17 protein-coding genes are annotated in these 18,613 nt (G+C 69.6%); 1 reads left to right on the top strand and 16 read right to left on the bottom strand.

Annotated elements, in window-relative coordinates; translation table 11 throughout:
* The first annotated feature begins 79 nt into the window (after positions 1 to 79).
* On the top strand, positions 80 to 646 hold the full coding sequence (locus tag J5Y09_RS03190; protein WP_209350296.1) for a HupE/UreJ family protein: 567 nt from the start codon (positions 80 to 82) through the stop codon (positions 644 to 646).
* 121 nt (positions 647 to 767) lie between these two features.
* Here the strand turns inward: J5Y09_RS03190 and J5Y09_RS03185 are convergent, their stop codons facing one another.
* The 16 genes from J5Y09_RS03185 to nuoG all read right to left on the bottom strand — a co-directional run bounded on the left by J5Y09_RS03185 (position 768) and on the right by nuoG (position 18,611).
* On the bottom strand, positions 768 to 1,448 hold the full coding sequence (locus tag J5Y09_RS03185) for an ABC transporter ATP-binding protein (protein WP_209350295.1): 681 nt from the start codon (positions 1,446 to 1,448) through the stop codon (positions 768 to 770).
* A complete protein-coding gene (locus tag J5Y09_RS03180) occupies positions 1,441 to 2,691 on the bottom strand; it encodes a lipoprotein-releasing ABC transporter permease subunit (protein ID WP_209350519.1) in 1,251 nt (416 codons plus the stop codon). The genes J5Y09_RS03185 and J5Y09_RS03180 overlap by 8 nt, the downstream gene beginning before the upstream one ends.
* A 7-nt stretch (positions 2,692 to 2,698) precedes the next feature.
* On the bottom strand, positions 2,699 to 3,952 hold the full coding sequence (locus tag J5Y09_RS03175; RefSeq protein WP_209350294.1) for a lipoprotein-releasing ABC transporter permease subunit: 1,254 nt from the start codon (positions 3,950 to 3,952) through the stop codon (positions 2,699 to 2,701).
* Between the two features lie 7 nt (positions 3,953 to 3,959).
* Positions 3,960 to 5,276: a proline--tRNA ligase gene (proS, locus tag J5Y09_RS03170; protein WP_209350293.1), complete on the bottom strand. Its 1,317-nt coding sequence runs from the start codon at positions 5,274 to 5,276 to the stop codon at positions 3,960 to 3,962.
* Between the two features lie 414 nt (positions 5,277 to 5,690).
* On the bottom strand, positions 5,691 to 5,963 hold the full coding sequence (locus tag J5Y09_RS03165; protein WP_245216789.1) for a DUF1467 family protein: 273 nt from the start codon (positions 5,961 to 5,963) through the stop codon (positions 5,691 to 5,693).
* A gap of 40 nt (positions 5,964 to 6,003) precedes the next feature.
* Positions 6,004 to 7,650, bottom strand: coding sequence for a ribonuclease J (locus J5Y09_RS03160; protein WP_209350292.1), 1,647 nt, complete (start codon positions 7,648 to 7,650; stop codon positions 6,004 to 6,006).
* A 5-nt stretch (positions 7,651 to 7,655) separates the two neighbouring features.
* Positions 7,656 to 8,474: a type III pantothenate kinase gene (locus J5Y09_RS03155; RefSeq protein WP_209350291.1), complete on the bottom strand. Its 819-nt coding sequence runs from the start codon at positions 8,472 to 8,474 to the stop codon at positions 7,656 to 7,658.
* Positions 8,475 to 8,477: 3 nt separating this feature from the next.
* A complete protein-coding gene (locus J5Y09_RS03150) occupies positions 8,478 to 9,206 on the bottom strand; it encodes a biotin--[acetyl-CoA-carboxylase] ligase (protein WP_209350290.1) in 729 nt (242 codons plus the stop codon).
* The gene (gene nuoN, locus J5Y09_RS03145; RefSeq protein WP_209350289.1) at positions 9,203 to 10,624 is read right to left on the bottom strand and encodes an NADH-quinone oxidoreductase subunit NuoN; all 1,422 of its coding nucleotides are present in this window, start codon (positions 10,622 to 10,624) and stop codon (positions 9,203 to 9,205) included. Before nuoN ends, J5Y09_RS03150 begins: the two co-directional genes overlap by 4 nt.
* A 4-nt stretch (positions 10,625 to 10,628) precedes the next feature.
* Entirely contained in the window at positions 10,629 to 12,143 is a 1,515-nt protein-coding gene (locus J5Y09_RS03140; protein WP_209350288.1) for an NADH-quinone oxidoreductase subunit M, read from the bottom strand.
* Positions 12,140 to 14,056, bottom strand: coding sequence for an NADH-quinone oxidoreductase subunit L (gene nuoL / locus J5Y09_RS03135; RefSeq protein ID WP_209350287.1), 1,917 nt, complete (start codon positions 14,054 to 14,056; stop codon positions 12,140 to 12,142). Before nuoL ends, J5Y09_RS03140 begins: the two co-directional genes overlap by 4 nt.
* A gap of 3 nt (positions 14,057 to 14,059) precedes the next feature.
* Positions 14,060 to 14,368 (bottom strand): NADH-quinone oxidoreductase subunit NuoK, encoded by a 309-nt coding sequence (gene nuoK, locus J5Y09_RS03130; protein WP_198374373.1) that lies wholly within the window; start codon positions 14,366 to 14,368, stop codon positions 14,060 to 14,062.
* 1 nt (position 14,369) lies between these two features.
* The gene (locus tag J5Y09_RS03125) at positions 14,370 to 15,050 is read right to left on the bottom strand and encodes an NADH-quinone oxidoreductase subunit J (RefSeq protein WP_209350286.1); all 681 of its coding nucleotides are present in this window, start codon (positions 15,048 to 15,050) and stop codon (positions 14,370 to 14,372) included.
* 7 nt (positions 15,051 to 15,057) lie between these two features.
* Entirely contained in the window at positions 15,058 to 15,546 is a 489-nt protein-coding gene (nuoI, locus tag J5Y09_RS03120; protein WP_198374371.1) for an NADH-quinone oxidoreductase subunit NuoI, read from the bottom strand.
* 13 nt (positions 15,547 to 15,559) lie between these two features.
* Positions 15,560 to 16,570 carry an NADH-quinone oxidoreductase subunit NuoH gene (gene nuoH, locus J5Y09_RS03115; RefSeq protein ID WP_209350285.1) on the bottom strand — a complete coding sequence of 337 codons (1,011 nt, stop codon included), beginning with the start codon at positions 16,568 to 16,570 and terminating at the stop codon, positions 15,560 to 15,562.
* 4 nt (positions 16,571 to 16,574) lie between these two features.
* Complete coding sequence (nuoG, locus tag J5Y09_RS03110; RefSeq protein ID WP_209350284.1) at positions 16,575 to 18,611, bottom strand: NADH-quinone oxidoreductase subunit NuoG; 2,037 nt, start codon at positions 18,609 to 18,611, stop codon at positions 16,575 to 16,577.
* Positions 18,612 to 18,613: the final 2 nt, after the last annotated feature.

The raw sequence follows: 18,613 nt of genomic DNA, 5'->3' as shown, positions 1-18,613 counted from the left end.
CGTCGGAGCATACCATCCTCCGCGCTTGTCGGCCTTCGGGGGGCTTGCCAGGATGGGCCCGGAACGACGAGGACTCCCGATGACCCGCTTCGCCCTCAGCGCCGCCGCGCTTGTCACGACGCTGCTTTCCGCCGGCCCGGCGCTTGCCCATGGCGGCCACGTCCTGGGCTTCGGGGCGGGCTTCGTCCACCCCCTGCTCGGCATCGACCACCTGCTCGCCATGGTCGCGATCGGCATCTGGGCGGCGCGGGGCGGGCTGCCGCGCCCCTGGGCGCTGCCGGCCTGCTTCCTGGGCGGCATGGCCGTCGGCATCGGGCTCGGCGTCGCCGCGGCGATCCCTCCGCTGGAGCAGACTGTGGCCGGGACGCTGGTGGTGCTCGGCGTGATGGTCGCCATCACGGCGCGCGTCCGCGCGGGGATCGCCTTTCCCGCCGCGGCCCTGTTCGGGCTGGTGCATGGGTCGGTTCACGGGGTCGAGATCGGCGGTGCGCCGCTTCTCACCGCGCTCGGCATGCTCGCCGCCTCGGTGGCGCTGCATGCGCTCGGCTTCTTCGCGGCGCGCGGCCTGGCGCGGCGCGACGTCTTCGTGCGGGCGAGCGGCGCGGCGATGGCCTCGGTGGGCGTGATGATCCTGCTCGCCGGGTAGTCCAGGAGGCGAGTTGCCGGGCACGGCTGTTCGGATTTCCTCCCCCGGAAGCCTCCAGCGCTTCGGCACGAACTGCGATCACACTGGGCCGGTGTGATCGGATGTTGCCGCCGGGCCGCGTTCAGCCCTCGACGACCCTGCCCTCCCGCAGCGTCACGATCCGGTCCATCCGCCGCGCGAGCTCCGGATTGTGCGTGGCGATCAGTGCCGCGACGCCGTGGTGGCGCACCTGGTCCAGCAACTCGGCGAAGACCCGGTCGGCCGTGCCGACATCGAGATTGCCCGTCGGCTCGTCCGCCAGCAGCACGCGCGGCTGGTTCGCCAGCGCCCGCGCGATCGCGACCCGCTGCTGCTCCCCGCCCGAAAGCTTGCCCGGCCGGTGATCCTCCCGCCCCGTCAGGCCGAAGGCGGCGAGCAGGCCGCGTGCGCGGTCGCGCGCCGCACCGCGTGCCGCGCCGGCGGCGAGTTGCGGCAGCGCGACGTTCTCCTCCGCCGTGAATTCCGGCAGCAGATGGTGGAACTGGTAGACGAAGCCGATCGTCGCGCGGCGGATCGCCGTGCGCGCATCGTCCGAGAGCGTCCCGGCGGCGCGGCCCTCGACATAGACCTCGCCCCCGTCCGGCTTCTCGAGCAGCCCCGCAAGGTGCAGCAGCGTCGACTTGCCGGTGCCGGAGGGGGCGACGAGGGCCACAATCTCCCCCGCCGCGAGGGTGAGGTCGGCGCCGCGCAGCACGGGCAGTTCGCCCGCCTCGGTCCGGTAGCGGCGCTCGACGGCGGCGAGCCGCAGCGGCGGTTCACTCATGGCGCAGCGCCTCCACCGGGTCGAGCCGCGCGGCGCGCCAGCTCGGGAACAGGGTCGCGACCAGCGAGAGGCCGAGCCCGAGGCCGGCGACCTGCGCCACCTCCCACGGGTCGACCACCGCCGGGATGCGGGTGAGGAAGTAGATCTCAGGGTCGAAGATCACCGTGCCGGTCAGGCTGATCAGCCCCTGGCGGATCGATTCGATGTTCGCGCAGAACAGCAGGCCGAGCGCCACGCCGGCGGCGGTGCCCAGGCCGCCGATCGCGGCCCCGCAGAGCAGGAAAATGCGCATCACCGCGCCCCGCCGCGCGCCCATGCTGCGCAGGATGGCGATGTCCCGCCCCTTGTCCTTCACCAGCATGATCAGGGAGGAGACGATGTTGAAGGCGGCGACCAGGATGATGAGCGCGAGGATGAGGAACATCACGTTCCGCTGCACCTCGACGATCTGGAAGAAGCCGGCATTGGCGCGCTGCCAGTCGAGCAGCGTGACCCGCTGCGGCGCCATCGCCGCGCGGATCGCCCCGGCCACGGTCCAGGCGGCGGCGGGGTCGGCGAGATGCACCTCGATCTGGTTCGCCACGCCGCGGCGCTGGAGGAAGAGCTGCGCGGCCTCGAGCGGCAGGAAGATGAAGGACCCGTCGTAGTCCTGCATCCCGACCTCGAAGATCGCCGCGACGCGATAGGACGCCACGCGCGGCACCGTGCCGAACACCGTCACGCGGCCTTCGGGGGAGACCAGGGTGATGCGGTCGCCGGCGCGGACATCGAGCCGGCGCGCGAGCACCGTGCCGATCGCGATGCCGTCGCGCCCGCCGAATTCCGCCAGGCTGCCGGCGCGGATGTTGCCGGCGATGATCGGCCGGGCGCGCAATTCCTCCGGCGCCATGCCGCGCAGCAGCCCGCCGGCGGACGCACCGGCATCGGTCGTGACCAGCACCTGGCCTTCCACAACCGGTGTGGCCAGCGTCACGCCCGGGATGGCGCGGATGCGCGCCGCGGCTTCCTGGTAGTTGGTCAGCGGCGCGCCTTCCGTGACGATGCCGAGATGCCCGTTCAGCGCGAGGATCCGCCCCAGCAATTCCTGCCGGAACCCGCCCATGACCGACAGCACCACGATCAGCGTGCCGACGCCGAGCGCGATGCCGAGCAGCGAGGCGCCGGCGATCAGCGAGACCGCGCGCTCGCCCTTCCGCGCCCGCAGGTAGCGTCCCGCGACGGCGCGTTCGAAGGCACCGAAGATGCCGGCCTCAGCCATGGCGCAGCGCCTCGGCCGGATCGATGCGCGCGGCGCGCCAGGACGGCCAGAGCGTCGCGGCGATGGACAGCCCGAAGCCGGTCGCGGCGATGACGGCGACGTCCCGCGCCTCGATCACCGAGGGCAGGCCGATGAGGAAGCGGAGCTCGGCACCGAACAGCCCGGTATCCTCCAGCGCGACCAGCATCCCGCGCAGCCCGTCAAAATTCGCCGCGATGCCGAGCCCGAGCCCGAGGCCCGCCAGCGTCCCGCCGCAGCCGATCACCGCCCCGCACAGCAGGAAGATGCGCAGCACCGCTCCGCGCCCCGCGCCCATGGTGCGCAGGATGGCGATGTCCCGCCCCTTGTCCTTCACCAGCATGGTCAGGGAGGAGAGGATGTTGAAGGCGGCGACCAGCACGATCAGCGTCAGGATCAGGAACATCACCTGCCGTTCGACCAGCACCGCGGCGTAGATCGCGCTGTTGGCCGACTGCCAGTCGACGATGCGCAGCGGCTGGCCATCCAGCGCGGCGCGCAGGGCGGCGCGCGCGGGGGCGATGCGGGTCGGGTCGTCGAGCAGGAGTTCGACCTGCGTCACGGCGCCTTCCAGCCCGAACAGCCCCTGCGCCGTCGCCAGCGGGACGAACAGGCTGCGCCCGTCGACCTCCGGCATGCCGACATCGAAGGTGGCGAGCAGCATCAGGCTGCGCTGGCGCGGCGCGGCGGTGAAGTCGCCGCCGCGCGCCTGAGGAAGCAGCAAAGTGAAGGTGTCGCCCACCGAGAGCCGCAGCCGCTGCGCGAGCCGCGCGCCCATGATGGCGCCGTCCTCCGCGCCGAAGCCCGCCATGTCGCCGAAGCGCAGGCCGCGCTGGATGACCTCGCGTCCTGCCAGCGCCTCCGGCGGCAGGCCGCGCAGCTGCGCCGCCCCCGCGCCGCCCGTCGCGGTGCTGAGCAGCACCTGGCCCTCGACCACCGGCGCCGCCTGCACCAGTCCGGGCACGGCGCCGAGGCGGGCGAGGATCGAAGCCGGGTCGGGCAGCGCGCGGCCGCGCTCGGGCTCGATGGCCAGATGCCCGTTCAGCCCGATGATCCGCCCCATCAGGTCCTGCCGGAAGCCGTTCATCACCGAGGTGACGATGATGAGCGTCGCCACGCCGAGCATGATGCCAAGCAGCGAGAACAACGCGATCAGCGAGCCGAATCGCTCGCCCCGGCGCGCGCGCAGGTAGCGGAAGGCGACGGCGCGCTCGAAGGCGTCGAACATGCGGGGGTCAGCCGCCGCGGATCCGCGCGATCGCGTCCTCGACCGAGAGTTCCGCCCGCTCGCCGGTGGCCCGGCGCTTGAGTTCGACCTTCCCCGCCGCCGCGCCGCGCGGCCCGACGATCGCCTGCCAGGGGAAGCCCATCAGGTCCGCATCGGCGAATTTTTCGCCCGCGCGCGCGGCACGGTCGTCATAGACGGCGGCGTCTCCGAGGCGCGCGTAGAGGTCCTCGCACATCGCATCCGTCGCCGCGTCGCCGGGGCGAAGGTTGAGGATCGCGGCGGCCCAGGGGGCGACGGCGTCGGGCCACTTGATGCCGGCCTCGTCGTGGTTGGCCTCGATCAGCGCGCCCACCAGGCGGGAGACGCCGATGCCGTAGGAGCCCATCTCCGGGACTACGGCCGTGCCGTCCTGCCCGGCGACGGAAAGCCCCATCGCGGCGCTGTACTTGGTGCCGAAGTAGAAGATGTGGCCGACCTCGATGCCCCTGCCCTCGCGCCGGCGCGCCTCGGGCACCGCGGCCCAGGCGGCGGCGTCGTGCATCTCCTCGGTCGCGGCGTAGGTTCCGGTCACGCGCGCGAAGAAGGCCTTGAGGCCATCCACGTCGTCGAAGGACACGCCGGCGCCGGCCCAGTCCGTGGTCTCGTAGGCAGCGTCGTAGAAGACCGCGCTCTCGCCCGTCTCGGCCAGGATGATGAATTCGTGGGAGAGGTCGCCGCCGATCGGGCCCGTATCCGCGCGCATCGGCACCGCGGTCAGGCCCATGCGCTGGAAGGTGCGCAGGTAGGCAAGGAACATCTGGCGGTAGGAATGCTGCGCGGCTTCCCGCGTCAGGTCGAAGGAATAGGCGTCCTTCATCAGGAATTCGCGGCCGCGCATGACGCCGAAGCGAGGGCGCACCTCGTCACGGAACTTCCACTGGATGTGATACAGGTTGCGCGGCAGGTCGCGGTAGGACTTGGCGAAGCCCTTGAAGATGTCGGTGACCATTTCCTCGTTGGTCGGGCCGAACAGCATCTCCCGCTCATGCCGGTCGCGAAGGCGCAGCATCTCCTTGCCGTAGTCGTCGTAGCGGCCGGATTCGCGCCAGAGCTCGGCCGGCTGGATCGTCGGCATCAGGATTTCCTGGGCGCCGGCGCGGTCCTGCTCCTCCCGCACGATCTGCTCGATGTTGCGCAGCACGCGCAGGCCCGCGGGCAGCCAGGCATAGATGCCGGCGGAGGTCTGGCGGATCAGCCCCGCGCGCAGCATCAGGCGGTGGGAGGCGATCTGCGCCTCGGCCGGGGTCTCTTTCAGCGTGGGCAGGAAGGCGCGGGACAGGCGCACGGGCGGTCCTTACGTGGCGAGGGGCATCGGATGGGCGCGGAACCTACCGGCCCGGGCGCGGCGCCGGAAGGGGGCGGGAACCGCTGCGGCATCGCAAGCAATCATGCGCGACGTCGCCGAATCACGAAATTTTCGTTCAAGCAACGGCGCCGCTTGCTCATTTTCGCCTTGTGGCGGCAAGCAGGGGTCGTTAAGACAAAGAAAGGGCCGCGCCCCGAAGGTCGCGGCCCAAGTTTAGGGAGGAAACGCCAGTCACACGGCAGGAAGAGAACCAAACTCTTCCTGGAATTGAAGATGCCGTGGGGCGGGGTGTCGGACAACGAAAAAGCCGGCTGGAACAGATCAAAAAAGCGGCTTCCAGCCAATAACTGCGCAGTCCCTTCGCATCCCGCCCAGACTTTGCCTTATCCGTAATCACTGCCCTGGCCGAGCCAGGATGCCGGTCCGGAAGGAGAGCCATTCGCTCTCCACCATCAGCCAGACGCCGAGCCACAGGACCGCCGACAGCACGGTCGTCCCCAGCACCTTCCAGCCCAGATTCGCGGCGACAGGCGCCCCGCGCCAGCCCCCCGCGGCGGGATCGCCCTCCGCATCGGGCCGCGTGCCGATGGGCAGGACGCAGAACAAGGCCGTCCACCAGATCAGCAGGTAGACGATGATTCCCGTGAAGATTGTCATGGCCTGCATGTGCACCGCCCCCGCCGGTCCTGCCAGGGGGGGCGCGCGATCAGACGCGCAGAAGGTGGACTTCGACCGTCGGCCGCTTGCGCAGCCGGCGCCCGACCGCCTTGCGCAGGGCGCTGCGGGCGGCTTCGCGCAGCGCGTCATCCTCCCGCCGCAGCGCCGCGGGCATCTCGGACACGGCGCGGCGGAGCTCTCCCGCGATCGCGCCCGGCTCGATGTCGCCGCTGTCAAACAGGCCGGGGGCCGAGACCTGCGGGTCGCCAAGCACCCTGCCCTGCCCGTCCACGGCGAAGGAGGCCATCACCACGCCGTTGAAAAGCATGCGCCGGCGGGCGGCGATGACGGCGCCATCCATCGGCAGCAGGCGGTCCCCATCGACCGCCAGGCGGCCGGTCGGCACGCCCTCCACCACCTCCGGCCGGTTGCCCGACAGGCGCAGCACGTCGCCATCCTCGACCAGGTGCGGCACGCTGCCGCATTCACGCGCCAGGGCGGCATGTTCCTGCAGGTGGCGCCATTCGCCATGCACCGGCACGGCATGGCGCGGCTTCACCAGCGCATAGAGCCGCTTCAGCTCGTCCCGCGCCGGGTGGCCGGAGACATGGACCATGTGGTCCTCATCCGTCATCACCTGGCAGCCGCGCCGCGCGAGCCCGTCCTGGACGCGCTGGATCGCCTTCTCGTTCCCCGGGATGCGGCGGGAGGAGAAGATGACCGTATCCCCCTCCCCGAGCGCGATGTTGGGGTGCGTGTCCTCGGCGATCTTGGACATGGCCGATCGCGGCTCGCCCTGGCTGCCGGTGCAGATCAGCAGGATCTCCTCATCCGGCAGGTAGCCGGCTTCCTCCTCCGGCACGAAGGGGGGGACGGACTTGAGGTAGCCGCAGTCGCGCGCCGCGGCCTCGATGTTGCGGAGCGAACGCCCGAACAGCGAGACCTGCCGCCCCGCCGCACGGCCCGCGAGCGCGATCGATTCGAGGCGCGCGACGTTGGAGGCGAAGCCCGTGACGGCGATGCGCCCCTTGATGCCGCGGACCAGCGCCGCGAGGTTGCGCCGGACATCGGCCTCGCTGCCCGAATGGCCTTCCACCATGGCGTTGGTGGAATCGCAGACCATGGCGAGCACGCCTTCCTCGCCCAGCGCGGCGAAGGCGGCCTCATCCGTGCGGGGGCCGATCAGCGGGTCGGGGTCGAGCTTCCAGTCGCCGGTGTGCAGCACGATGCCGTGCCGCGTGCGCAGCACCAGCGCCTGCGCCTCCGGGATGGAATGCGCGACGGGCAGCAATTCGCAGCCGAAGGGGCCAAGGGTGAAGCGGCTGCGCGGAAGGACGGTGACGAGCGGCACCTCCTGCAGCATCCCCGCTTCGGTCAGCTTACGCGTCAGCACCGCGGCGGCGAAGGGCGTGGCGTGCACCGGGCAGCGCATCTGGCGCCACAGGTGCACGACGGCGCCGATATGGTCCTCATGCGCATGGGTGATCACGAGGCCCAGCAGCTTGTCGCGCCGTTCGGCCAGCCAGGCGATGTCGGGGACCATGACATCGACCTCCGGCGCTTCCGATCCGGCGAAGCCGATCCCGCAATCGACCGCGAGCAGCGCGCCGTCGCAGCGATAGACGTTGAGGTTCATGCCGATCTCGCCGGTCCCGCCCAGCGGAATGAAGGCGAGGTCGCCCATCGGGTCCATCATCGTGTTCAGTCGGATTCCGATCTCAGGGGGTCGCGCAGCGCGCTGTGGTGGAAGACGGGCACGGGGTTGCGGTCGGAGAGCAGCCTCAGACCCTCGAGGGTGATGTCGGGGTCGGTCTTCTCGATGACAAGGGTGCCTTCGGCGAAGAGCGGCGCGAGGCCGCCCGTCGCGATGACCTTGAGAGGCTTGCCGTACTCCGCCTTGATGCGGGAGACAATGCCCTCGATCAGCCCGACATAGCCCCAGTAGATGCCGGACTGCATGGCCGGCACGGTGGATCGGCCGATCACGGCCTGCGGCCGGCCGATGCCGATGCGCGGCAGGCGGGCGGCCGCCTTGTGCAGCGCCTCGATCGACAGGTTGATGCCCGGCGCGATGACGCCGCCGAGATAGGCGCCGTCAGCGTCCACCACGTCGAAGGTGGTGGCCGTGCCGAAATCGATGACGACGAGCGGGCCCTTGTAGTGGTGGTGGCTCGCCAGCGCGTTCAGCAGGCGGTCGGCGCCGACCTCGCTCGGCTGGTCGACCCGGATCTCGAAGCCCCAGTCGAGCGTCGAGCGCGCGATCAGCGGTTCCGTGTCGAACCAGTCGCGGCAGACGCGGCGGAGGTTGTACAGCGCGGCCGGCACGACCGTGCCGATGACGCAGCGATGGATGTCGTTCGGGTTGAGCCCGACATGCTGGAACAGCGCGAGCAGCCAGACCGCGTATTCGTCCGATGTCCGGTCGGCGCGCGTCGCGATGCGCCAGCGGCCGCGCCATTCGCGCCCGTCATGGACCGCGAAGACGACATTGGTGTTGCCGGCATCGATGGCGAGCAGCATGGCTCAGGCGACCTCCCCCGAGGCGATCGCGCGGACCCCGTCCGCCGTCGCGAGCAGCAGGCTGCCATCCTCGGCGAGGCCCGCGAAAGTCCCGCTGAATGCCGCCCCGCCCCGGGTGATGGAAAGGGGCGCACCGGGCCGCGGGCCGCGGGCCAGCCATGCGTCCCGGATGGGGCCGAAGCCTTGCGCGGCGTACTGCGCCCGGCGCCGCGCGATGGCCGCGAGCAGCCCTGCGGCGAAGGCCTCCGGCGCGGGCGGGGCGATTCCGGCATCCGCGAGGCAGGCCGTGGCGCGGCCCGGCACCGAGGGCGCGTGGGAGAGGTTCACGCCGATCCCCAGGCTGAGCCAGGCGATCGCCGCACCCTCCCCCACCGCCTCGGCCAGAATGCCGGCGGCCTTCGCGTCGCCGAACATCAGGTCGTTCGGCCATTTCAGCGCCAGCGGCGCACCCGGCGGCAGCAGCGCGGCCGCGGCATCGGCCAGCGCCACGGCGGCGAGCAGCCCCCAGCGCGGCGCCTCGGCCAGCGGCGCCGCGGGGCGGAGCAGGATGGAGATGTGCAGGTTGCCCGGCGGGCTTTCCCAGGCGCGCCCCTGGGTGCCGCGCCCGGCGGTCTGGCGGCGGGCGAGGATCGCGAGGCCCTCCGCCTCCCCCGCCGCCGCGCGGGCGGCGAGCAGGTCGGAGGTGCTGGGCAGGCTCTCATGCGCCTCCAGCCTGAACGGCGGAGGGATCACCCGAGAAGGGCTGCGACCGCGGCCTGCGCCGCGGCGACGAGCGGCGCGGGCCAGAGGAAGAACAGCGCGGTGAAGAGACCCGACCCCGCCATGACGAAGGAGACGGTCGCGGGCCGCGGGTCGAGCGCGCCGGCCGTCTCGTCGAAGAACATCACCTTGACGATGCGCAGGTAGTAGAAGGCCGAGACGACGGAGGAGAGGATGCCGACGATGGCGAGCGTCCACAGCCCCGCATCGACCGCCGCCTTGAAGACGAACATCTTGCCGAAGAAGCCGGCGAGTGGCGGGATCCCGGCCATCGAGAACATGAAGATCGCCATCCAGACCGCCATGCCGAGGTCGGTCTTCGCAAGCCCGGCGAGGTCGTCCACCCGCTCCGCCGCGCGGCCCTGGCGGCGCATCGCAACCAGCACGGCAAAGGCGCCGAGGTTCATCAGCAGGTAGATCGCCATGTAGACAAGTACCCCGCGCAGCCCCGCTTCCGAGGCGGCGGCGAGGCCGACCAGCGCGTAGCCGACATGGCCGATCGAGGAATAGGCCATCAGCCGCTTGATGTTCTGCTGCCCGATGGCGGCGAAGGCGCCGAGCACCATCGAGAGCAGCGCGATCAGCACGATCACCTGCTGCCACTGGCCGGACAGGTCGCCGAAGGGCCCAGCCAGCACGCGCGCGAACAGCGCGATGGCCGCGACCTTCGGGGCGGCGGCGAAGAAGGCGGTGACCGGCGTCGGCGCGCCCTCATACACGTCGGGCGTCCACATGTGGAAGGGCACGGCCGAGACCTTGAAGGCCAAGCCGACGATGACGAAGACGAGGCCGACGATGAGGCCCGGGCTCGCCTTGGACGGATCGGTCAGCGCATCGGCGATGCGGTCGAAATTCGTCGTGCCGGTGAAGCCGTAGACGAGCGAGGAGCCGTAGAGCAGCAGGCCTGAGGCGAGCGCGCCGAGCACGAAGTACTTCAGCCCCGCTTCCGCCGAGCGTTCGTCGTCCCGGTTGAAGGCGGCGACGACATAGAGGCTCAGCGAGAGCAGCTCGAGCCCGATGTAGAGCGACATCAGGTCGTTGGCCGAGACCATGACCATCATGCCGAGCGTCGCGAAAAGCAGCAGGACCGGATACTCGAAGCGGTCGAGCCCTTCCTTCGCGTTGAAGTCGATCGCCAGCACGATGCCGGCGGCGGCACCGAGCAGCACCAGCACCTTCGAGAAGCGGGCGAAGCCGTCGGAGACGAACTGCCCGCCGAAGGCCGTGCCTTCCGGCGTGCCGAGCGTCAGCGCCGCGGCGAGCAGCAGCGCGCCGACGGCGGCCATGGCGCAGGCGAAATGCGTGTTGCGCTTCGGCAGGACGCCGATGCCGAGGATGGCGAGGCCGGACAGCGCGAGAGCGAGCTCCGGCAGGGCGAGGGTCCAGTTCATCGGATCACATCCCTGCGGCCAGGCGCGCGGCACCGAGCGCCGCCTCATGCCGCACGACGAGCGCGGTCACCGAGGCTTCGAAGAAGGAGAGGAAGGATTGCGGATAGACGCCCATCCAGATCGCGAGCAGGACCAGCGGGGCGAACACCGCGTGTTCCCGCGGCGACATGTCGAGCAGGCCGCGCAGGTCGTCTTTGGTGACCCGTCCGAAGGCGACGCGCTTGTACAGATAGAGCGCGTAGGCGGCGCCGAGGATCATGCCGAGCGCCGCGCCGAAGGCGACCCAGGCGTTCACCTTCCAGGCCGCGACGATCACCAGCAATTCGCCGGGGAAGCCCGCGAGGCCCGGCAGCGCGACCGAGGCCATGGTGAAGAGCATGAAGACCAGCCCATAGGCCGGCATGATCTTCGCGACCCCGCCGTAGCGCGCGATCTCCCGCGAATGGACGCGGTCGTACAGCACGCCGACGCAGAGGAAGAGCGCGCCCGAGACGACGCCGTGGCTGAGCATGGTGAAGAGCGCGCCCGACAGCCCCTGCACCGAGAAGGTGAAGATGCCGAGCGTCACGATGCCCATATGCGCCACGGAGGAATAGGCGATGAGCTTCTTCATGTCCTCCTGCGCCAGCGCAACGAGCGAGGTGTAGACGATGGCGACGATGGACAGGACGTAGATGAAGGGCGCGAAGTCAGCGCTCGCATGCGGCAGCATCGGCAGGCTGAAGCGCAGGAAGCCGTAGGCGCCCATCTTGAGCAGCACGCCGGCCAGGATGACGGAGCCCGCGGTCGGGGCTTCCACATGCGCATCCGGCAGCCAAGTGTGGAAGGGCCACATCGGCACCTTCACCGCGAAGGAGGCGAAGAAGGCCAGGAAGATCCAGGTCTGCAGCCCCGGCGGAATGGCGTGGCGCATCAGGTCCGGGATGTCCGTCGTGCCCGCGCGGTACCACAGCAGCAGGATCGCCAGCAGCATCAGCACGGAGCCGAGCAGCGTGTAGAGGAAGAACTTGAACGATGCGTAGACCCGCCGCTTGCCGCCCCAGACGCCGATGATGAGGAACATCGGGATCAGCACGCCTTCGAAGAAGACGTAGAAGACGATGAAGTCGAGCGCGGCGAACATGCCGACCATCATCGTCTCGAGCACCAGGAAGGCGACCATGTATTCCCGCACGCGGGTCTGCACGGACTCCCAGGAGGCGAGGATGCAGATCGGCGTCAGCAGCGTGGAGAGCAGGATGAAAAGCACCGAGATGCCGTCCACGCCCATGTGGTAGGTGATGCCGAAGTCGGTCAGCCAGTCGAGCCGCTCGACGAACTGGAAGCCGTGGTCCGCCTTGTCGAAGCGGAACCAGAGGATCAGCGAAAGCGCGAAGACGATCAGGCTTGTCCACAGCGCCGCCCAGCGGGCATTGGCGGCGATGACCTTCTCATCGCCCCGCAGCGTCAGGATGAAGACGGCGCCGGCCAGCGGCAGGAACGTCAGCAGGCTGAGAAGCGGAAAGCCGGCGGCGTTCATCGGGCGGCTCCGAAGACGAGCAGTGTGACGAAGACCGCGAGGCCCGCGATCATGACGAAGGCGTAGTTGGCGACGCGCCCGGTCTGCAGGCGCACCGCGCCCCGCGCGACATCCGCCGCGATCGCCGCCGCCCCGTTCGGCACGCCGTCGATGATCCGGGCATCGGCCGTCTGCCACAGCATGCGCGCGAGGCGACGCGCCGGGCGGACGAAGAGGAAGTCGTACAGCTCGTCGAAGTACCACTTGTTCAGCAGGAACCGGTACAGGCCGCCGAAGGTCGCGGCGAGCTTCGCCGGAACGCCCGGCATCGCCATGTAGAGCAGGTAGGCGAGCGCGATGCCGGAGAGCCCCACCACGGTCGGCGCGAGCGGCACCCAGGACGGCACCTCGTGCGCCGCGTGCATGATGTGGTTGTGCGGCGCGTTGACGATGGCGCCGTTCCAGAACTGCTCCCAGTGATGGCCGATGAAGTGCGGGGCGAAGACAGCGCCGGTCGCGATGGCGCCGGCGGCCAGCACCAGCAGCGGCACCAGCATCACCGCCGGGCTTTCGTGCACGTGCTCCATCGTGTGCGCATCGGCCCGCGGCGCGCCGTGGAAGGTCAGGATGATCAGGCGCCAGGAGTAGAAGGCGGTCAGGAAGGCCGCCAGCAGCCCGCAGACGAAGGCGTACATGCCGACGCCGGAATGCGCCGCGAAGGCGGCTTCCAGGACGAAGTCCTTGGAATAGTAGCCGGCGAAGAAGGGCACGCCGGCCAGCGCGAGCGAGCCGATCCACATCACCGCGTAGGTGACGGGGATCTTGCGCCAGATGCCGCCCATCTTGCGGATGTCCTGCTCCTCGCTCATCGCATGGATGACCGCCCCCGCGCCGAGGAAGAGCAGCGCCTTGAAGAAGGCGTGGGTGAACAGGTGGAAGATCGCGCCCTGGTAGGCGCCGACGCCGGCCGCGAAGAACATGTAGCCGAGCTGCGAGCAGGTCGAATAGGCGATGATGCGCTTGATGTCGTTCTGCACGCAGCCGATCGTCGCCGCGAACAGGGCCGTCGACGCGCCGACGACCGTGACCAGGGCGAGCGCCCCGGGCGCCCATTCGAACACCGGCGACATGCGCGCGACGAGGAAGACGCCAGCCGTCACCATCGTCGCCGCGTGGATCAGCGCGGAGACGGGCGTAGGCCCTTCCATCGCGTCCGGCAGCCAGGTGTGCAGGCCGAGCTGCGCCGATTTGCCGCAGGCGCCGAGGAACAGCAGGACGCAGATCACCTCATAGGCGGGCAGTCCGGCGAAGGTCGCGTCCTTATGCTGGTCGATGGCGGCGAAGATCGCGTTGAACTCGACCGAGCCGAACACCCAGAAGGTCAGCGCCAGGCCGAGCATGAAGAAGACGTCGCCGACCCGGTTGACGATGAAGGCCTTCATCGCCGCGGCGCAGGCGCTCTCCTTCTCGTACCAGTAGCCGATGAGGAGGTAGCTCGCGAGGCCGACGCCTTCCCAGCCGAAGAAGAGCTGTACCAGGTTGTCCGCCGTCACCAGCATCAGCATCATGAAGGTGAAGAGCGACAGGTAGGCGAAGAAGCGCGGCGTCGTCGGGTCGTGGTGCATGTAGCCGACGCTGTAGATGTGGATCAGCGTCGAGATCAGCGTGACCATGCCGACCATCACGGCCGACAGCGTGTCGTAGCGCAGCGCCCAGGAGACCTCGAACCCGCCGACGTCGAGGAAGGTCAGGATCTCGACCGTCGCCGGCGCATGGCCGAGCGCCACCTGCACGAAGGCGGTCATGCCGCAGGCCGCGGCCAGCGCCATGCAGGCCACGGTCACCCACTGCGCGGCCCGGTCGCCGATCCAGCGGCCGAAGAAGCCCGCGATGCTGGCACCCAGCAGGGGGAAGAAGACGGCGCCGACGAGCATCGCTCAGCCCTTCAGGGTCGAGATGTCCTCGACCTCGATCGTTCCGCGGTTGCGGAAGTAGATGACGACGATGGCAAGGCCGATCGCGGCCTCGGCCGCGGCCACCGTCAGGATGAACATGGTGAAGACCTGGCCGGTCAGGTCCCCGAGCGCGGCCGAGAAGGCGACCAGGTTCAGGTTCACCGCAAGAAGGATCAGTTCGACCGACATCAGGATGACGATGACGTTCTTCCGGTTGAGGAAGATGCCGAACACGCCGAGGACAAGCAGGATCGCCGAGACGGTCAGGAAGTGCGCGAGCGAGACGGCCATCTCAGTGATGCCCCCCGTGATGGTGCTCGACCTGCTTCGGCTTCTCCTCCTCGGGCGAGGGGGGACGGAGGATGCCGATCTCCTTCAGCCCCGCACCCTGGGGGACGGAGCGCACGCTGACGGACCCCGCGCGCGAGACCTGCGCCGCGATGTCCTGCCGGCGCGTGCCGGGCCGGTCGCGCAGCGTCAGCACGATCGCGCCGATCATGGCGACCAGCAGGATCAGCCCCGCGCCCTGGAACAGGAAGATGTTGTCCGTATAGAGGATGCGGCCCAGCGCCTCGGCATTCGTCACGCCGGGCGGGTTGGGGTTCATCCGGAGCGCGGCCGCCTCCGGCGCGAAGCGCCAGGTGGCGAGCACCATGAACAGCTCGAGCAGCAGGATGCCGCCGATGATCGCCCCGAGCGGCGCGTAGCGCTGGAAGCCCTCGCGCAGCTGCGCGAAGTCGATGTCCAGCATCATCACGACGAACAGGAACAATACCGCGACCGCGCCGACATAGACGATCACGAGGATCATCGCGAGGAACTCGGCCCCCGCGATCAGGAACAGCGCCGCCGCGTTGAAGAAGGCGAGGATCAGGAACAGCACCGAATGCACGGGGTTCCGGCTGGTCACCACCATGACCGCGGATGCGATCAGGATGGCCGCGAAGACGTAGAAGGCGAGGGTCGCGATCATGGGCGCATCACCGGTAGGGCGCGTCGAGGCGCAGCCGCTCGGCCAGCATCGGCTCCCAGCGGTCGCCGTTATCGAGCAGCTTCTCCTTGTTGTAGATCAGCTCCTCGCGCGTCTCGGCGGCGAATTCCATGTTCGGACCCTCGACGATCGCATCGACCGGGCAGGCCTCCTCGCAGAGGCCGCAGTAGATGCACTTCGTCATGTCGATGTCGTAGCGCGTGGTGCGGCGGGATCCGTCCTCGCGCGGCTCGGCCTCGATGGTGATGGCCTGTGCGGGGCAGACGGCCTCGCACAGCTTGCACGCGATGCAGCGTTCCTCGCCGTTGGGATACCGGCGCAGCGCGTGCTCCCCCTTGAAGCGCGGCCCGAGCGGCCCGCGTTCGAAGGGGTAGTTGAGCGTCACCTTCTTCTTGAAGAAGTACTTCAGCGTCAGCGCCATCCCCGAGACGAGCTCGGAGAGCAGCAGGCTGCGCGCGACGCGGTCGAGAGCGGCCATGTTCAGGACCCCATCATGCCGGCAGCCAGCCGGTCAGCTTCAGCACCGTCGCGGTCAGCACCAGCCACACCAGCGAGAAGGGCAGGAACACCTTCCAGCCGAGCCGCATGAGCTGGTCGTAGCGGTAGCGCGGGAAGGTCGCGCGCACCCAGATGAAGACAAACAGGCAGAAGCAGATCTTCAGCACGAACCAGATAGGCCCGGGCACCCAGTTGAACGGCGCGATGTCGATCGGCGGCAGCCAGCCGCCGAGGAACAGGATCGTCGTCAGCGCCGACATCAGGATCATGTTCGCGTATTCGCCGAGGAAGAACAGCGCGAAGGACATCGAGCTGTATTCGACGAAGAAGCCCGCGACGAGTTCCGACTCCCCTTCCGGCAGGTCGAAGGGCGCGCGGTTCGTCTCGGCGAGCGTCGAGATGAAGAAAATCACCGCCATCGGGAACAGCGGGATCACGAACCACACCGTCTGCTGCGCGCGCACGATCTCGGTCAGGTTCAGCGAGCCCACGCAGAGCAGCACGGTGACGATCACGAAGCCCATCGAGACTTCGTAGGAGACCATCTGCGCCGCCGAGCGCAGCGCGCCGAGGAAGGCGTATTTCGAATTCGATGCCCAGCCCGCGATGATCACGCCATAGACGCCGAGGCTGCTGATCGCGAACAGGTACAGGATGCCGACATTGATGTCCGCGATCGCCCAGCCGTCGTTCACCGGGATGACCGCCCAGGCGAGCATCGCCAGCATGAAGGTCAGCATCGGCGCGAGCAGGAACAGGACGCGGCTCGCGCCCGTGGGCACGATCGTTTCCTTCATCAGCATCTTGATCGCGTCGGCGAAGGGCTGGAACAGGCCGAGCGGCCCGACGACGTTCGGCCCCTTGCGCAGTTGCATCGCCGCCAGGACCTTGCGTTCCGCGTAGGTCAGGTAGGCGACGCCCACCAGCAGCGGCACCAGCAGCGCCAGCGCTTTCACGACGGTCAGGATCAGGATCCCGATCGGGTTCTGAAAGAAGAAGTCCATCGCCCTACTCCGCCGCCAGCGCCGTCTGGGGGCCGTAGACCTCGGCACACTTCGCCATGGTGTCGGAGGCGCGGCTGATCACGTCGGCCTGGTGGTAGACCGGGATGGGCAGCACGAAGGCGGCGTCGGTCGGGGCGGCGGTCGCCGCGGGCCCGGCCAGGTCCGCGCAGCCACCGCGCGCGACTTCGCCGATGCGGGCGAAGACCGGGCTCGCCTCGGCCAGCCGCGCGCGGATCGCGCCCGCGTCGTCGTAGGGCAGCGTCTTGCCCACGCCCTCGCTGAAGGCGCGGACGATGCGCCAATCCTCCTTCGCCTCCCCAGGCGGATGGATGGCGAGGCGCCCGCGCTGCGCGCGCCCTTCCGTGTTCACCCAGGTGGCGTCCTTCTCGGTATAGGCCGCGCCCGGCAGGATCACGTCGGCGCGCCCGGCCATCGCATCGCCATGGTGGCCCTGGTAGACCACGAAGGTGCTCGCGGGGATGCGCGCCGGGTCGAACCCGTCCGCGTTCAGCAGCCACAGGGCGTCGACGCCGCCGGCGAGCATCGCCGCAAGGTCCTTGCCCCCCTGCCCCGGCACGAAGCCAAGTTCCAGCGCGCCCACCTGGCCGCCGAACAGGTGCAGCAGGTTGAAGCCGTGCCAGTCCGGCGTCAGCGCGCCGACCTCCGCTGCCAGCTTCCACGCCGCCGCCAGCACCGCCGCGCCATCGGGTCGCTGCAAGGCGCCACGGCCGACGATGACCATGGGCTTCTGAGCGGCCTTCAGCGTCTCGGCGAAGGCGCCCATCGCGCCGGGCCCGTCGCCGAGATGCGTCGCCGGATAGGTCAGGTCGAGCCCGCGCGGCCCGACATAGGCCACGGGGAACCTGCCAGCCGCCCAGCGCTTGCGGATGCGCGCGTTCAGCACCGGCGCCTCGCGCCGGATGTCGCTGCCGATGATCAGCAGCGCGTCGGCTTCCTCGATTCCCTCGATCGTCGTGTTGAAGCGCCAATAGTCCGGGCGGGAGGCGTCGATCGCCGCGCCATCGTCGCGGCAGTCGAGATTGGCCGAACCATAGGCCGCCATCAGATCCTTCAGCGCGACGACGCTCTCCGCATCCGCCAGCGCGCCGGCGACCGCGCCGATGCGCTCGCCGGGCAGGCCCGCGAGGCGATGCGCGATGGCCGCGAAGGCCTCCGGCCAGGTGGCCGCGACCATCTTGCCGTCCTTGTGCACCCAGGGGCGGTCGAGCCGGCGCCGCTTCAGCCCGTCGAAGGAAAAGCGGCCGCGATCGGCCATCCATTCCTCGTTCACGGCTTCATTCACGCGGGGGATGATGCGCAGCACCTCGGGCCCGCGGCTGTCGACGCGGATGTTCGCGCCGACCGCGTCCAGCACGTCGATGCTGTCGGTCTTCTTGAGCTCCCAGGGGCGGGAGACGAAGGCGTAGGGGCGGCTCGTCAGCGCGCCGACCGGGCAGATGTCGATCAGGTTGCCGCTGAGCTCCGAGCTCAGCGCCTTCTCGACATAGGTGCCGATCTCCATGTTCTCGCCGCGGTTCGTCCCGCCGAGTTCCGGCGTGCCCGCGACCTCGGCGGCGAAGCGGACGCAGCGCGTGCACTGGATGCAGCGCGTCATCACCGTCTTCACCAGCGGACCGATGTCCTTGTCCTTCACAGCCCGCTTCGCCTCGCCGTAGCGGGACGAATCATGGCCGTAGGCATAGGCCTGGTCCTGCAGGTCGCATTCCCCGCCCTGGTCGCAGATCGGGCAGTCGAGCGGGTGGTTGATCAGCAGGAATTCCATCACGCCGCGGCGCGCGTTGCGCACCACGGGCGTGTCGGTGAACACCTTCATCCCGTCCGCGACCGGGAAGGCGCAGGACGCGACGGGCTTCGGCGCCTTCTCGACCTCGACCAGGCACATGCGGCAATTGCCGGCGACCGACAGGCGTTCATGGTAGCAGAAGCGCGGGATCTCCTTGCCCGCGGCCTCGCAGGCCTGGAGCACGGAGGCGCCGTTCGGGACCTCGACCTCGATGCCGTCGACGGTGACCTTCGCCATGG

This window comes from Roseomonas nitratireducens, assembly GCF_017813355.1.
GTDB classification, from domain to species: domain Bacteria; phylum Pseudomonadota; class Alphaproteobacteria; order Acetobacterales; family Acetobacteraceae; genus Neoroseomonas; species Neoroseomonas nitratireducens.
This window is presented reverse-complemented; position numbering and strand designations above follow the sequence as displayed.